Source organism: Agrobacterium sp. a22-2, assembly GCF_012276985.1.
Taxonomy (GTDB): Bacteria; Pseudomonadota; Alphaproteobacteria; order Rhizobiales; family Rhizobiaceae; genus Allorhizobium.
The window spans coordinates 202,885-219,336 of the sequence record NZ_JAAXMM010000006.1; the positions used below are offsets into that span (position 1 = coordinate 202,885).

14 protein-coding genes are annotated in these 16,452 nt (G+C 62.2%); all 14 read left to right on the forward strand.

What is annotated here, in order from left to right:
- Positions 1-17: 17 nt before the first annotated feature.
- The 14 genes from atpD to HFC70_RS11675 all read left to right on the forward strand — a co-directional run bounded on the left by atpD (position 18) and on the right by HFC70_RS11675 (position 16,443).
- On the forward strand, positions 18-1,484 hold the full coding sequence (atpD, locus tag HFC70_RS11610; protein WP_168473400.1) for a F0F1 ATP synthase subunit beta: 1,467 nt from the start codon (positions 18-20) through the stop codon (positions 1,482-1,484).
- Positions 1,485-1,554: 70 nt separating this feature from the next.
- Positions 1,555-1,962: a F0F1 ATP synthase subunit epsilon gene (locus HFC70_RS11615; RefSeq protein ID WP_168473401.1), complete on the forward strand. Its 408-nt coding sequence runs from the start codon at positions 1,555-1,557 to the stop codon at positions 1,960-1,962.
- A 217-nt stretch (positions 1,963-2,179) separates the two neighbouring features.
- Complete coding sequence (locus tag HFC70_RS11620) at positions 2,180-3,112, forward strand: L-lactate dehydrogenase (RefSeq protein WP_168473402.1); 933 nt, start codon at positions 2,180-2,182, stop codon at positions 3,110-3,112.
- A 131-nt stretch (positions 3,113-3,243) separates the two neighbouring features.
- Positions 3,244-3,600 carry a helix-turn-helix transcriptional regulator gene (locus HFC70_RS11625; protein WP_168473403.1) on the forward strand — a complete coding sequence of 119 codons (357 nt, stop codon included), beginning with the start codon at positions 3,244-3,246 and terminating at the stop codon, positions 3,598-3,600.
- A gap of 57 nt (positions 3,601-3,657) precedes the next feature.
- Positions 3,658-4,551: a LysR family transcriptional regulator gene (locus tag HFC70_RS11630; protein ID WP_168473404.1), complete on the forward strand. Its 894-nt coding sequence runs from the start codon at positions 3,658-3,660 to the stop codon at positions 4,549-4,551.
- 193 nt (positions 4,552-4,744) lie between these two features.
- Complete coding sequence (locus tag HFC70_RS11635; protein ID WP_168473405.1) at positions 4,745-5,224, forward strand: formate dehydrogenase subunit gamma; 480 nt, start codon at positions 4,745-4,747, stop codon at positions 5,222-5,224.
- Positions 5,221-6,777, forward strand: a complete 1,557-nt coding sequence (locus HFC70_RS11640; protein ID WP_168473406.1) for an NADH-quinone oxidoreductase subunit NuoF — start codon at positions 5,221-5,223, stop codon at positions 6,775-6,777. The genes HFC70_RS11635 and HFC70_RS11640 overlap by 4 nt, the downstream gene beginning before the upstream one ends.
- Positions 6,774-7,001, forward strand: coding sequence for a DUF4287 domain-containing protein (locus HFC70_RS11645; RefSeq protein WP_168473407.1), 228 nt, complete (start codon positions 6,774-6,776; stop codon positions 6,999-7,001). Before HFC70_RS11640 ends, HFC70_RS11645 begins: the two co-directional genes overlap by 4 nt.
- A gap of 42 nt (positions 7,002-7,043) precedes the next feature.
- Entirely contained in the window at positions 7,044-9,923 is a 2,880-nt protein-coding gene (gene fdhF / locus HFC70_RS11650; RefSeq protein WP_168473408.1) for a formate dehydrogenase subunit alpha, read from the forward strand.
- A gap of 13 nt (positions 9,924-9,936) precedes the next feature.
- Positions 9,937-10,755 carry a formate dehydrogenase accessory sulfurtransferase FdhD gene (gene fdhD / locus HFC70_RS11655; RefSeq protein ID WP_168473409.1) on the forward strand — a complete coding sequence of 273 codons (819 nt, stop codon included), beginning with the start codon at positions 9,937-9,939 and terminating at the stop codon, positions 10,753-10,755.
- A complete protein-coding gene (locus HFC70_RS11660) occupies positions 10,745-10,978 on the forward strand; it encodes a formate dehydrogenase subunit delta (protein WP_168473410.1) in 234 nt (77 codons plus the stop codon). Before fdhD ends, HFC70_RS11660 begins: the two co-directional genes overlap by 11 nt.
- Positions 10,979-11,065: 87 nt before the next feature.
- A complete protein-coding gene (locus tag HFC70_RS11665) occupies positions 11,066-12,457 on the forward strand; it encodes a sigma-54 dependent transcriptional regulator (RefSeq protein WP_168473411.1) in 1,392 nt (463 codons plus the stop codon).
- Positions 12,450-14,474, forward strand: coding sequence for a cache domain-containing protein (locus HFC70_RS11670; protein ID WP_168473412.1), 2,025 nt, complete (start codon positions 12,450-12,452; stop codon positions 14,472-14,474). Before HFC70_RS11665 ends, HFC70_RS11670 begins: the two co-directional genes overlap by 8 nt.
- Before the next feature lie 313 nt (positions 14,475-14,787).
- Entirely contained in the window at positions 14,788-16,443 is a 1,656-nt protein-coding gene (locus HFC70_RS11675; protein ID WP_168473413.1) for an OFA family MFS transporter, read from the forward strand.
- Positions 16,444-16,452 lie beyond the last annotated feature (9 nt).

Below are 16,452 nucleotides of genomic sequence, written 5' to 3' on the forward strand. Positions count from 1 at the left end.
GGAAAGAGGGTAAGAATATGGCTAAGGCAGCTACCCAGAAATCTACCGCGGCAAAGGCTGCCGCAACCGGTTCTGCCGGCAAGGTGACGCAGGTCATCGGCGCCGTGGTCGACGTCGCTTTCGACGGCGAACTGCCTCCGATCCTGAACGCGCTCGAAACCGACAACATGGGCAACCGCCTTGTTCTCGAAGTGGCGCAGCACCTTGGCGAAAGCGTCGTGCGCACGATCGCCATGGACTCGACCGAAGGTCTGGTCCGCGGTCAGGCCGTGCGCGACACCGGCGCACCGATCATGGTTCCGGTCGGCGCGGAAACGCTCGGACGCATCATGAACGTCATCGGTGAACCCGTTGACGAAGCCGGTCCGCTGGACACCCCCTACAAGCGCGGCATCCACCAGGACGCTCCGGCCTATGTCGAGCAGTCCACGGAAGCGCAGATTCTCGTCACCGGCATCAAGGTCGTCGACCTTCTGGCCCCTTACGCCAAGGGCGGCAAGATCGGCCTGTTCGGCGGCGCCGGCGTCGGCAAGACCGTTCTGATCATGGAACTGATCAACAACGTCGCCAAGGCGCACGGTGGTTACTCGGTATTCGCCGGCGTGGGTGAACGTACCCGCGAGGGCAACGACCTTTACCACGAAATGATCGAATCGGGCGTGAACAAGCATGGCGGCGGCGAAGGCTCCAAGGCTGCTCTCGTTTACGGCCAGATGAACGAGCCGCCGGGTGCCCGCGCCCGTGTCGCGCTGACCGGTCTGACCATCGCTGAAGACTTCCGCGACAAGGGCCAGGACGTTCTGTTCTTCGTCGACAACATCTTCCGCTTTACCCAGGCGGGTTCGGAAGTGTCGGCTCTGCTCGGCCGTATTCCTTCGGCCGTGGGCTATCAGCCGACGCTCGCTACCGACATGGGCCAGATGCAGGAACGCATCACCACCACGACCAAGGGCTCGATCACCTCGGTTCAGGCCATTTACGTTCCCGCCGACGACTTGACCGACCCGGCGCCGGCAACCTCGTTCGCCCACCTGGACGCAACGACGGTTCTGTCGCGCTCGATCGCCGAAAAGGGTATCTACCCGGCTGTTGACCCGCTCGACTCGACCTCGCGCATGCTCGACCCGCTGGTTGTCGGCGAAGAGCACTATGAAATCGCCCGTAAGGTCCAGTCGACCTTGCAGCGCTACAAGGCTCTCCAGGACATCATCGCCATCCTCGGCATGGACGAACTGTCCGAAGACGACCGCATCGCGGTTGCCCGCGCCCGCAAGATCGAACGCTTCCTGTCGCAGCCGTTCTTCGTCGCCGAAGTCTTCACCGGTTCGCCGGGCAAGCTGGTGGCTCTCGAAGACACGATCAAGGGCTTCAAGGGTCTGGTCAACGGCGAATACGACCACCTGCCGGAAGCGGCCTTCTACATGGTCGGCTCGATGGAAGAGGCTGTTGCCAAGGCCAAGAAGCTGGCTGCTGAAGCTGCCTGATAACGGTTTGGCGGCGCGCGAATACGCTTCGCGCGCCCCTTTCCCGATGTATTGAGAGAAGTGAACCGTCATGGCCGACAATTTCAATTTTGAACTGGTTTCGCCCGAGCGTCTTCTGCTTTCCGAACAGGTGAGCGAAGTGGTCATTCCGGCAACGGACGGCGAAATGACCGTGATGGCCCATCATGCGCCGACCATGACCACGATCAAGCCGGGTGTGGTGACGGTCAAGCTCGCTTCCGGTCAAACGAGCAAATACGTGGTGTTCGGCGGCTTTGCCGATATCGTCCCGACGGGCTGCACGCTTTTGGCCGAATCGGCAGTACCGATGAGCGAGATCAATCGCGAAACGCTGACGAAGCGGATCGATGCTGCGAAGGCCGAACTGGCCGGTGCGGACAATCACGAGCAGAAGAACCGCATCGAGCAATACCTGTCGGAACTGACCCATCTGAACGGCATCGTCGTTCCCGCCTGATCCGGCTTTTCCGTTCGAATGTTCCCCGAGAGCGGCCGCAAGGCCGCTTTCTTGCTTTTGAGCGTCACCCGATCTTTCGCGCGAACACCTCCTTTGGCCTAATGAATTGACATGTCGGCAGGCGGCCAGCATTGTTCGACTGCCCGACGGGCGCGTTCGTCGCCTGCGCGAAACATGCCCGTGCTATGAGAGACCGGTTTCAGCAGGAGTGACAGCCATGAAAGTCGGGATCGTCGGGGCAGGAATGGTCGGAAGCTCGGCGGCCTATGCGCTGACTATGCAGGGTATCGTCAACGAGATCGTGCTGGTGGATATGAATGCGGCCCTGGCGATCGCGCAGGCCGAGGACATTTCGCACGCCGTACCGTTTGTGTCGGCCACACTGGTTCGGGCCGGAGGCTATCGTGACCTGGAGGGAGCCGGTGTGGTGATCCTCGCGGCCGGTGTCAGCCAGAAGCCTGGTGAAACGCGGCTGGAACTGCTGACCCGCAATGCGGAGGTGTTTCGCCAGGTGGTCGGCCAGGTCCTGGCCGTTGCCCCGGATGCCATCCTGCTGATCGCGTCCAATCCGGTCGACATCATGACCTATGTGGCGACCCGGTTGTCGGGCCTGCCGGCGCAGCGGGTGATCGGATCGGGAACCATCCTCGATTCGGCGCGCTTCCGCAGCCTGCTTGGCCGCCACCTGGAGATCTCGCCGCAATCGGTCCACGCCTATGTGCTGGGCGAGCACGGCGACAGCGAGGTGCTTGCCTGGTCCAATGCGCGGGCCGGTTCCGTGCCTCTTCTGTCCTTTGCCGAGCAGGTCGGCAAACCCTTGAGCGAAACCGTGCGGGCCGAAATCGACGATGGCGTGCGCAACGCGGCCTACAAGATCATCAATGGCAAGGGCTCGACCTACTATGGCATCGGCGCCGGGCTGGCTCGCATCGTGATGGCGATTGCCCGGGATCAACGCGACGTGCTGTCGGTCTCCATCGTCACATCGGAAGTGGCGGGCGTTCGTGATGTGGCGCTTTCGGTGCCGCGCGTGGTTGGCGCCAAGGGCGTGCTCCAGGATCTTTTCCCTCATCTCAACGAGAGTGAATCGGCGGACCTGCTGAAGAGCGCCTTGCTGCTGAAGGAGCGTGCCGACTCCGTTCCCTTGTGAAACGCCGGAACTTTCCTTATTCCTGCATCGTTGCCGCGAAACGGGATGCCCCTGTGCCGGTAAGGGACTTTTCGTCTGCTGCGATATGAAATATAGTGTTTTGCGTATATCTGAGAACCGATTGGACCCCTATGGCCCTTCCCCATCTGAATGTCGATATCACCCATGACCAGCTTGAGAGCTTCATGTCCAAAGCACGGGCGGCAAGCGAATTGCTGAAGGCGCTCTCGCACGAGAGCCGGCTGCTGATCCTGTGCATCCTCAGCCGCGGTGAAAAGACGGTTGGAGAGATCGAGGCTATCCTCAATCTGCAGCAGGCGGTGGTTTCGCAGCAGCTGGCGCGGTTGCGGATGGACGAGGTGGTCAAGACCCGGCGCGAAGGACGTCAAATCTATTACAGCATCGCCGATCCCGGTCTGACTGATCTGGTGTCGGTGCTTTACAGGATGTATTGCGAACCGGCCGCCGCCATGGCCGAAAGCCGTTAAGCCGACCGGATTGCGCGTGCCTCGCCACTGCTCTAGACCTATGGCAGAGGGGTGGCGATGATCGACAAGCTGGAATTCTTCATTGCGCTTGCCCGCGAACAGCATTTCGGCCGGGCTGCGGAAGAGTGCGGGATATCCCAGCCGACGCTTTCGGCCGCCATCCGGCAGCTTGAGGATCATCTGGGTGTGATGCTGGTGCAGCGTGGTTCGCGATACCAGGGACTGACGCCGGAAGGCCAGCGGGTGCTGGAATGGGCGCGGCGTATCGTCGGCGATACCAGAACCATGCGCGAAGAGATGCGGGCCGCAAGAAAGGGTCTGGCTGGGCATATTCGCATTGCCGTCATCCCGACGGCGCTCGCCATGGTGCCGCGCATTACCGAGCCGTTTCAGAACAAGCATCCGGATGTCACTTTCTCGGTCAGCTCGCGCACCTCGCTGCAGGTGCTGAGCCTTCTCGAAAATCTCGAGATCGATGCCGGTATCACCTATCTCGACAATGAGCCGCTCGGCCGTGTGACATCGGTGCCGCTCTATGCCGAACGATATCATCTCATCGCCGCTGCCGGCACGCCGCTTGCGGATCGTCAAGCGGTGACCTGGCGCGAGGTCGCCGGTCTTCGGCTTTGCCTATTGACGGCGGACATGCAAAATCGCCGAATCATCAACCAGCATATGACGGAAGCGGGCGTCGCACCCAAGCCAACGCTGGAATCCAATTCGATGATCGTGCTGTTCTCGCATATTCGAACCGGCAGCTGGGCGTCGATCATGCCCAGGAATGTGGCTGAATCCTTTGGCTTTTCCGCCGAGATTCGCATGATCCCGATCGTCGAGCCGGAGGCGGAGCATCTGGTCGGACTGGTCGCGACCCATCGTGAGCCGTTTACGCCGCTGGTCTCGGCACTGCTGCATGAGGCGCGCCGGCTCGTCGAAATCCAGGCTTTTTGATAGTTTTTTTCTATCGCGTAACGGAACGCCGTTATTGACCAAAGTGCCGGCTCTCGGTCATCCTCCCGTCATATCAGCGGCTGATTGGCTGAGTTCCGGTCTTTGCGGGTGATTTAACACAATTTTCCGACTCGGTTCTTATACTTGCAGGCATTTCGCTGGTGCCATTCGTGTCGGTTTGGGAGGGCTGATCATGAACATCCGATCGTCGATGGACGATATTCTATCGCGCACCCAGTCCATCATCGAGGACCTGCGGGACCTCGAAGGGCCTTTGCTGCCGATCCTTCACGAGATCCAACACACGTTCGGCTATGTGCCGGAAGCCGCCAAGCCGGTGATTGCCGAGGCCCTCAATCTGTCGCGGGCCGAAGTGCATGGGGTGGTGTCCTTCTACCATGATTTCCGCGATCATCCCTCCGGTCGCCACGTGTTGAAGCTCTGTCGGGCCGAGGCCTGCCAATCCGTCGGTGGCGACGCATTGGCGGTCTCCGCAAAGAGCAAGCTTGGCATCGACTGGCACGGCACGACGGCGGACGGCGCGGTGACGCTGGAGCCGGTCTATTGTCTGGGGCTCTGTGCCTGTGCGCCGGCGGCGATGCTGGACGATGAGCTGCATGGACGGCTGGATGCCGACTGTCTGGGCGACCTGATTGCGGAGGCGCGCCGATGAGCGTGACTGTTTTCGTTCCCCGCGATGCCGCAGCACTCGCCGTTGGCGCCGACAAGGTGGCGGCTGCCATTGCACGCGAAGCGCAAGCCCGCGGCCTGGATGTAACGCTGGTGCGCAACGGATCGCGCGGCCTGCTGTGGCTGGAAACCCTGGTGGAAGTGCGCACCGAGCACGGTCGTGTGGCCTACGGCCCCGTGAAGCCGTCCGACGTTCCCGGTCTTTTCGATGCCGGCTTCCTTGAGGGCGCGACCCATGCGCTCTGTCATGGCGAAACCAAGGATATCCCGTTTCTGAAGAACCAGACACGGCTGACCTTCGCGCGCTGTGGCGTGACGGATCCATTGTCGCTTGAGGATTACCGGCGCTACCAGGGTCTGACGGGTCTTGCCCGGGCTGTTGCCATGGCGCCGGCTGAGATCGTCAAGGAGGTCATCGACAGCGGCCTGCGTGGCCGCGGGGGCGCAGGCTTTCCGACCGGCATCAAGTGGAAGACGGTGGCCGATGCGCCCGGTGACCGCAAATATATCGTCTGCAATGCCGACGAGGGCGATAGCGGCACCTTTGCCGACCGGATGATCATGGAAGGCGATCCCTTCGTGCTGATCGAGGGTATGGCGATTGCCGGCCTGGCGACGGGCGCCACCAAGGGCTATGTCTATACGCGCTCTGAATATCCGCATGCGATCGAGACCATGGAAGCGGCGATCCTGATCGCCCGCGACGCTGGCATTCTCGGCTCATCGGTGCTGGGTTCAGGCAGGGCTTTCGACATGGAAGTGCGCACCGGCGCCGGCGCCTATGTCTGCGGCGAAGAGACCTCGCTGCTCAACAGCTTGGAGGGCAAGCGCGGCATCGTGCGGGCCAAGCCGCCTCTGCCGGCGCTGCAGGGCCTGTTCGGCTGTCCGACCGTGGTCAACAACGTCATGTCGCTGGCCTCCATTCCGGTCATCATGGACCGCGGCGCCGCCTTCTATCGCGACTTCGGCGTCGGCCGGTCGCATGGCACGATCCCGATCCAGCTGGCCGGCAATATCAAGCATGGCGGCCTGTACGAGACGGCCTTCGGCGTGACGCTCGGCGAGCTGATCAACGACATCGGCGGCGGCACGCTCTCGGGTCGTCCGGTCAAGGCCGTGCAGGTCGGCGGGCCGCTGGGCGCCTATTTTCCGACCTCGCTGTTCGACACGGTGTTCGACTACGAGGCCTTTGCGGCGCGCGACGGTCTGATCGGTCATGCCGGCATCGTGGTGTTTGACGACAGCGCCGACATGCTGAAGCAGGCGCGTTTCGCCATGGAATTCTGCGCCGTCGAGAGCTGCGGCAAGTGCACGCCCTGCCGCATCGGCTCGACGCGTGGCGTCGAGGTGGTGGACCGCATCGGCCAGGGTATCGAGGTGGACAAGAACAAGGCTTTGCTGACCGATCTTTGCCAGACGATGAAATTCGGTTCGCTCTGCGCGCTGGGTGGTTTCACGCCCTATCCGGTCATGAGCGCCATGACCCATTTCCCGGAGGATTTCGCTCCGGCACCGATGGTGGAGGCGGCGGAATGAGCGAGGCTGCGAAAGTCAAAGGCCCGGCATCCTATTTTCCGTCGATCGAGAAGACTTATGGTCAGCCGATCGCGCATTGGAAGACGCTGGTCCGCGGTCAATCAGGCATGACGCATATGCAGATCGTCAATTGGCTGAAGCAGGAGCATGCCCTGGGACATGGTCATGCCAATGCGCTGGTTGCCGATACGCTTGCCGAAACGAAACGTGGTGAAGGGGCCTGAGATGATGCGTCCTGCACCCACCTTTTTCAAAGGAGCCTTCTGATGGGTCTCGTTCCTGAAATCGACTTCGGCACGCCCGTGTCGCGTTCCGAAAAAACGGTGACGCTGACGATTGACGGTCGGCAGGTGACCGTGCCGGAAGGCACGTCGGTGATGCGGGCCTCGATGGAGGCCGGTATCCAGGTGCCGAAACTCTGCGCCACCGACATGGTGGACGCATTCGGCTCGTGCCGGCTCTGTCTGGTGGAGGTCGAAGGCCGCAACGGCACGCCGGCCTCTTGCACGACGCCGGTGATGGCCAATATGGTCGTCCATACCCAGACCGAGCGCCTGAAGCAGATCCGCAAGGGCGTGATGGAGCTTTATATCTCCGACCATCCGCTCGACTGCCTGACCTGCGCTGCCAATGGCGATTGCGAGCTGCAGGACATGGCCGGCGCCGTCGGTCTTCGCGATGTGCGTTACGGCTATGAAGGGGACAACCACGTCAAGGCGCGCGACACCGCCGGCATCAATGCCAAGTGGATGCCGAAGGACGAGAGCAATCCTTACTTTACCTATGATCCCTCCAAATGCATCGTCTGTTCGCGGTGCGTGCGGGCCTGCGAGGAGGTCCAGGGCACGTTTGCGCTGACCATCGAGGGCCGTGGTTTCGACAGTCGCGTTTCGCCCGGCATGCACGAGAATTTCCTGGCCTCGGAATGCGTGTCCTGCGGCGCCTGCGTGCAGGCCTGCCCGACCGCGACGCTCACCGAAAAGTCGGTGATATCAATCGGCCAGCCGGAGCATTCGGTCGTGACCACCTGCGCCTATTGCGGCGTCGGCTGTTCCTTCAAGGCGGAAATGCGCGGCGAGGAGCTGGTGCGCATGGTGCCGTGGAAGGACGGCAAGGCCAATCGCGGCCATTCCTGCGTCAAGGGCCGCTTCGCCTATGGCTATTCCAGCCACAAGGACCGCATTCTCAACCCGATGATCCGCGAAAAGATCTCCGATCCCTGGCGCGAAGTGAGCTGGGAAGAGGCCTATGCGCATGTGGCCTCCGAGTTCCGCCGCATCCAGTATCAATACGGCAGGGACTCGATCGGCGGCATCACCTCGTCGCGCTGCACCAATGAGGAAACCTTCCTGGTGCAGAAGCTGGTCCGCGCCGGCTTCGGCAACAACAATGTCGATACCTGCGCCCGCGTCTGCCATTCGCCGACCGGTTACGGTCTCGGCCAGGCCTTCGGCACCTCAGCCGGAACCCAGGATTTCGACAGCGTCGAGCATTCCGACGTGGTGATCGTGATCGGTGCCAATCCGACGGATGGTCATCCGGTGTTCGGGTCGCGGCTGAAGAAGCGGCTGCGCCAGGGCGCCAAGCTGATCGTCATCGATCCGCGCCGCACCGATCTGGTCAAGAGCCCGCATATCGAGGCCGCCTTCCACCTGCCGCTGAAGCCCGGCACCAATGTCGCCGTGATGACGGCGCTGGCGCATGTCATCGTCACCGAAGGCCTGTTCAACGAGGCCTTCATCCGCGAGCGTTGCGACTGGTCGGAATTCGAGGATTGGGCAGGGTTCGTCTCCGAACCGCAGCACAGCCCGGAAGAGACGGAGAAATTCACCGGTGTGCCAGCGGAAGAGCTGCGCGGTGCGGCCCGGCTGTTTGCCCGGGGCGGCAATGGTGCGATCTACTACGGTCTTGGCGTCACCGAGCATAGCCAGGGCTCGACCACCGTCATGGCGATCGCCAATCTCGCCATGGTGACCGGCAATATCGGTCGTCCGGGCGTCGGCGTGAATCCGCTGCGCGGCCAGAACAATGTGCAGGGTTCCTGCGACATGGGCTCCTTCCCGCACGAACTGCCGGGCTACCGGCACGTCTCGGACGATGCGACCCGCGAGACCTTCGAGAAGCTGTGGGGCGTGACGCTTAGCAACGAACCGGGTCTGCGCATTCCCAATATGCTGGATGCGGCCGTCGACGGCTCGTTCAAGGGCATTTATATCCAGGGCGAGGACATCCTGCAGTCCGACCCCGATACAAAACATGTCTCGGCCGGTCTTGCCGCCATGGAATGCGTCGTCGTGCACGACCTCTTCCTCAACGAGACGGCGAACTACGCCCATGTCTTCCTGCCGGGCTCCACCTTCCTGGAAAAGGACGGCACCTTCACCAATGCCGAACGGCGCATCAACCGCGTCCGCAAGGTGATGAGCCCGAAGAACGGCTATGCCGACTGGGAAGTGACCCAGAAGCTCGCCCAGGCCATGGGACTGAACTGGGCCTACCAGCATCCGTCCGAGATCATGGATGAAATCGCCGCCACGACGCCGAGCTTCGCCAATGTCTCTTACGACTACCTGGAAAAGATGGGCTCCGTGCAGTGGCCCTGCAACGAGGCCCATCCGGAAGGCTCGCCGATCATGCATGTCGACGGCTTCGTGCGCGGCAAGGGCAAGTTCATCCGTACGGAATATGTGGCGACGGATGAGCGCACCGGCCCGCGCTTCCCGCTGCTGCTGACCACGGGTCGCATCCTGTCTCAGTATAATGTCGGCGCGCAGACGCGTCGGACGGAGAATGTGGTGTGGCATGCGGAGGATCGCCTGGAGATCCATCCGCACGATGCCGAACAGCGCGGCATCAAGGATGGCGACTGGGTGAAGCTGGCCAGCCGGGCGGGCGAGACGACACTGCGGGCGTTGACCACCGACCGCGTGGCGCCGGGCGTGATCTACACTACCTTCCACCATCCCGAAACGCAGGCGAACGTCATCACGACGGACTATTCGGACTGGGCGACCAATTGCCCGGAATACAAGGTGACCGCCGTTCAGGTGAGCCCGTCCAATGGTCCTTCCAACTGGCAGCAGGATTACGAGGAACTGTCGAGGCAGTCCCGCCGGATCGCCGGCAAGCTGGAGGCGGCGGAATAGGGGCTTAGTCGCTATGAAGACCTCCACATCCGTTCGCGAGCTACAGTTCCGCCACGGCACCGTGACGCCGGGTAGCCGGATCGTTCCTGAAGAAGTGCCGATCGCCTTTTCGTTTGGCGGCAGTACCCATGCGGTGATGATGGCTTCGCCGGCGGATCTCAAGGATTTCGCTGTCGGTTTCTGTTTGACCGAAGGGATCATCGGCGCGCGCGAGGAGATCGACACTATCGAGGTTGTCGCGGCCGGTGACGGCGTGGATGTGCAGATCGGCCTTGTCGATTCCAGCGCCGAGGCGCTGACATCCCGTCGCCGTCAGATGGCCGGCCCGGTCGGCTGCGGGCTTTGCGGCATCGAATCGATCGAGCAGGCGGTGCGGGTGGTGCGCGAACTGCCGGAACATGGTTTGGGTCTCACGCCGGCCGATGTCGTCGATGCGGTTCACCTGCTGGGGTTGGCACAGGTTCTGAACCGTGAGACGCGCGCCGTTCATGGCGCCGGCTTTTTTGTTCCCGGCACCGGCCTTGTCGCGATGCGCGAGGATGTCGGCCGGCACAATGCGCTCGACAAACTTGTCGGCGCGGTGCTGCGCGGCGGCCATGCGGGCAGCGCCGGTGCGGTGGTGGTCACCAGCCGGCTATCGGTCGAGATGGTACAGAAGGCGGCCATGCTCGGCAGTCCGGTGCTGATTGCCATTTCCGCCCCGACGGCGCTGGCCATCCGCACGGCCGAGGCCGCCAACATGACCCTTGTCGCGATCGCCCGCGGCGAGGAATTCGAAATCTTCACCAGACCCGAACGCATCCAGGCCGGAGCCGTATCCGATGTCGCATGACCAGACCACAGATAAACTGATCCGCATGGCGAACCAGATCGCCACCTTCTTCCTGTCGCAGCCTGAGGCGGTGCGCGTCGATGGGGTGGCCAACCATATCAACAAGTTCTGGGAGGCGCGCATGCGCCGCCAGTTCTTCGACCATGTCGACAAGGGCGGCGAGGGACTGTTGCCGCTGGTGATGGAGGCCGCGCAGAAGATCAAGCGGCCGGTTGCGGCCTAGCGACCCGAAGCCTCCGTATCACTTTGGCGTTTCGCCTTGCCTTCTGCTATGCATGACCGACGTTGAACGAGGGGAGCGGGCGACACAGTGAGGGCAGAGACGGTACGCAAGATCCAGGTGAACGAACGGGATCCCGAATTCGGACCCTGGCTGGCGCAGGCAAGCATTCTCGTCATCGATGACGAGCCTGGCATGCGCAATTTCCTGGTGCGAACGTTAGCGCCGCGCTGCAAGCGCATCGAGGAAGCCGCCGATACGGAAGAGGCGTCGCGCAAGCTCGACCAGCACCATTTCGATGTGGTTATCCTCGACAATATCATGCCCGGCAAGAATGGCGTCGACTGGCTGATCGAGCAGCGGGCGATCGGCTTCTTCGCCGATGCGATCCTGATGACCGCCTATGCCGATCTGGAAACCGCCATCCGGGCGCTCAGGGCTGGTGCTGTCGATTTCGTGCTGAAACCGTTCCGTTCCAACCAGATCCTCAATGCCGTGGCGCGCTGTCTCGACCGCATGCGGCTGCAGCGGGAAAACTTCGTGCTGCGCTACGAGCTGAAGGCAACCGCCGATCATATCCTGCTGCGCGACAAGCTGATTGGTGGCTCCGCTGCCATCCAGCAGGTCCGTGACACCATTGCCCGGGTGGCTCCGCTGCCGACCACGGTGTTGCTGACGGGAGAGTCGGGGACCGGCAAGGAAGTGGCGGCGCGGTCGCTGCACACGCTGTCGGATCGCGCCGCCAAGCCCTTCGTGCCGGTCAATTGCGCGGCCATTCCGCCTGACGTGATCGAGTCCGAGCTGTTCGGCCATATCAAAGGCGCGTTTACCGGAGCTGAAGCGGCGCGCGAGGGGCTGTTTCTTCATGCCCAGGGCGGTACGCTCTTTCTCGACGAGATCGGCGAAATGCCGCCGGCGACCCAGTCGAAGCTGCTGCGCGTCATCGAGGACCGGCGGGTGCGGCCGGTGGGCGCCGAGCGCGAGGTTCCCGTCGACCTCAGGTTCATCTTCGCCACCAATGCCAATCTGGAAAAGCTGGTGCAGCAGGGGGCGTTCCGCGCCGATCTGTTCTACCGCATCAATGTGATGCGGCTGCAATTGCCGCCGCTTCGCGACCGGGACGGCGATGTGCTCGAACTCGCCAGCCTTTTCATGCACAAGCTGTCGCAACAGCTCGGTATGCCGCCGGTCGAGATCGACGCACGGGTGCGGGCCGGCCTCTCAAGTTATGAATGGCCCGGCAATGTCCGCGAGCTTCGCAACCTGATCGAACGGTCGCTGATTCTCGGCCGGTTTCCCGACGATCTGCAAGGTCAGCGCAGTCTGACCGCCACGGCGCCAGTGGGAACGCTGGAGGAGGTCGAGCGCCTGCATATCCTGGCGGTGCTTGACGAGACACGCGGCGATCGCGACGAGGCCGCCAGAAGGCTCGGCATCTCCCGCAAGACCATCGATCGAAAATTCGTCTCCTGGAATGGCTGACGCCGATCCGGACAACGGTCGGGTGCGGGGCGGTCGGTCGATCCGGTTTCGGCTGCTGGCCATCGCCCTTTTGCCGACGCTGGTCATCTTGCCTCTGCTGCTCTTCGTTACCATGGCACGATGGGAAACCAAGTTCGATGCGCTGCTGATCTCGAAGGTCAATGGCGACCTGACCATCGCGCATCAGTATCTGTCGCGCATTCTGGAAAATACCGGCGAGCATCTGAATGCGCTGACCGGTTCGATTGCCTTTCAGGATGCGGTGACGCGCGACGGTGACACAGCGCTGCCGGCCTATCTGGAAGACAACCGCAAGCGACTGGGGCTTGATTTTCTGCTCTTGGTCGATCGCACTGGCAAGGTGATTGCGCCACCCCAGCCGCAAGGTGGGCGATCGATCCGTCCGGATTGGCCGGTGCTCGTATCGGCCTTTGCGGGCGAGGCGAAAACGGCCATCGACATCTTCTCGAATGCCGAACTGCAGGCGATCTCGCCGGATCTTGCCGCGCGCGCGCGGTTGGAACTGGTGCCGACGCCGAATGCGGTGGCGACCGATCGTTCGACGGAGACCCGCGGCATGGTGGTGCATTCGGCGAGTCCCGTCCTGGTTGCCGGCTTCGGCGAGGCGGCGCTGGTCGGCGGCATCCTGCTCAACCAGAATCTCGTCTTCATCGATACGATCAACGATCTGGTCTATCGGGAGGCAAGCCTGCCGGAGGGCAGCCAGGGCACGGCGACGCTGTTTCTGGATGACGTGCGTGTCAGCACCAATGTCCGGCTGTTCGAAGGCAAGCGGGCGCTCGGCACCCGTGTCTCTGCCGCCGTACGGTCCCGCGTGCTCGGCGAGGGGCGTGTCTGGCTCGACAGCGCCTTCGTTGTCAACGACTGGTACGTCTCGGCCTATGAGCCGATCAGCGACAGTTTTGGCAAGCGCGTCGGTATGCTCTATGTCGGATTTCTCGAGGCGCCGTTCTCCCGCGCCAAAACCGAGACGATCATCGGCATCCTGGTCGCCTTCCTGGTGGTCACAATTGCCAGCGTGCCGATCTTCCTGCGCTGGGCGCGGGCGATCTTCAAGCCACTGGAGCGCATGACGAGCACGATCACCAAGGTTGAAGCGGGCGATCTCGGTGCCCGTTCCGGGCTACAGGATGCCAGTGACGAGATCGGCAGGGTGGCCTTTCACCTCGACAGTCTGCTCGACCAGTTGCAGCAGCGGGACCGGGAGTTGAGACGTTGGAACGACGAGTTGAACGACCGCGTCGCCGAGCGAACCCATGAACTCGAACTGGCCAACCGGCAGCTGGAGGCGACGACGAAACAGCTGATCATGTCGGAAAAGCTGGCCGCGATCGGCGAGATTACGGCTGGCGTCGCGCACGAGATCAACAATCCGATCGCCGTCATGCAAGGCAATCTCGACGTGGTGCGCAGCGTTCTGGGCGATCGGGCGGACGATCTGACGACTGAGCTGCGACTGATCGATGAGCAGATCCATCGGGTCAACCAGATCGTCACAAAGCTCCTGCAATTTGCCAAGCCGGAGGAATATGCCGGCTATGTCGAGCGAACCATGGCGGCGAATGTCATTTCCGATTGCCTGCCGCTGGTCCAGCATCTTCTCAACAAGTCGGAAATCGCCGTCGAACGGGAAGATCGGGCGACAAGGCTGGTGCTGATGAACCGGACGGAACTGCAACAGGTGCTCGTCAACCTGATCGTCAACGCGATCCATGCCATGCCCGGAGGCGGGACCTTGCGTCTGACCAGCGCTGACGAGGAACTGGGTGAGCGGGTCGGGATCGGCATCCATGTCACCGATACCGGGATCGGCATGACTGAGGATGTCCTGTCGCGGATCTTCGACCCGTTTTTTACCACCAAGCAGTGCGAGGGAACGGGTCTCGGCCTGTCGATCAGCCAGACGCTGATCACCCGCCAGGGCGGCACCCTGAAAGCGGAAAGCGTGCCGGGCAAAGGCACCCGGTTTTCCATCTGGCTTCCCGAGGCCAACTGACATCTTCGCCTCTCGGACATTTTGTCCTGACTTCTTGGACATTCTGTCCGATGCCGGAGTAATTCTAAATTTAAGCCATTGAAAAATATAGGTCATCCGAATGGCATGCGGGTTGCTTGGCCACGCTGCTGGCAGCACCTGTCTTTTGTCAAAGGCTGGTGCCGACTGCGGGGAGGAAGCCGTGTTGCGGCTTCAGGATTGACCGGCCTAACGGGTGTGTCGTCGGAGGACAAACAGACAGGCCCATTCGAAGGCGTGCGGTTGCGGGATAGAGCCATCGGCATTGTGACCGGTGCAAGGGAGGATTTGAGATATGTCTGCTACCACAGAAACTTTAGCGGGCGGATATGAAGGCGGCGGCCTTCTCGACCGTGAACGTATCATTGCGAAACCGGGCTTCAACCGCTGGCTCGTGCCGCCGGCAGCCCTTGCCATCCATCTCTGCATCGGCATGGCCTATGGGTTCAGCGTTTTCTGGCTGCCGTTGACCAAGGCCATCGGCATCAACCAGTCAGTCGCCTGCGCCGACCTCACGCTGATCTCGGCGCTCTTCACCACCAGTTGCGACTGGCGGGTCAGCGATCTCGGCTGGATCTATACCTTGTTCTTCGTGCTGCTTGGCTCATCCGCGGCTATCTGGGGCGGCTGGCTGGAGCGGGTCGGCCCGCGTCGCGCCGGCTTCGTCTCGGCCTGTTGCTGGTGCGGTGGCATCATGATCGCGGCCATCGGCGTCATGACCCACCAGCTCTGGTTGATGTGGCTGGGTGCCGGCGTGATCGGCGGCATCGGCCTGGGGCTCGGCTATATCTCGCCGGTCTCGACGCTCATCAAATGGTTTCCCGACCGGCGTGGCATGGCGACCGGCATGGCCATCATGGGCTTTGGCGGCGGCGCGATGATCGGTGCTCCCCTGGCCGACCTGCTGATGCGCACCTTCCGCACCGACGTGTCCGTCGGCGTCTGGCAGACCTTCGTGGTGATGGGGGCCATCTATTTCGTCTTCATGATGGGCGGTGCCTTCGGCTATCGCATTCCGCCGGCCGGCTGGCGTCCCGAGGGCTGGACGCCGCCAGTTGCCAAGAGCACGATGATCACCCATCGCCACGTACACCTGCGCGACGCCCACAAGACCAAGCAGTTCTGGCTGATCTGGGCCGTTCTCTGCCTCAACGTGTCGGCCGGCATCGGCGTGATCGGCATGGCGTCTCCCATGCTGCAGGAAATCTTCGCCGGATCGCTGCTCGGCCTGCCGGAGATCAAGTTCTCCGATCTCAGCAAGGAGCAGTTGACGGCGATTGCGGCGATTGCGGCGGGCTTTACCGGCCTGATTTCCCTGTTCAACATCGGCGGCCGGTTCTTCTGGGCATCGCTGTCCGACAGGATCGGACGGAAGAACACCTATTATGTGTTCTTCATTCTCGGGATCCTGCTTTATGCCTCTGCTCCCTGGGCGGCGGGCATCGGCAGCAAGGTATTTTTCGTTGCCTTCTTTTGCATCATCCTGTCGATGTATGGCGGCGGTTTCGCCACGATCCCCGCCTATCTGGCCGATATTTTCGGAACGCAATTCGTGGGCGCCATCCACGGGCGGCTGCTGACGGCCTGGGCAACGGCCGGCATCATCGGCCCGGTGGTGGTCAACTACATCCGCGAGGCGCAGATCGCTGCCGGCATTCCCCGCGCCCAGGTCTACGATTTCACGATGTATATCCTGGCGGGCATGCTGGCACTTGGGCTTGTGGCCAATGCGCTGGTCAAGCCGCTTTCCGAGAAGTGGTTCATGTCGGATGACGAAGTTGCCGCGCTGCAGGCCAAGAGCAAGGCGACGACGGCCGGTCCGAGCGGCTCGTTCGGCATCGGCAAGGGCGGTTTCGATGGCAAGGCACTTGTCGCCTGGGCCGTCGTGGGTGTGCCGATTCTCTGGGGTGTCTGGGTCACCCTGCAGAAGACCTTCGTGCTGTTCGGATAGTCCTAAAAA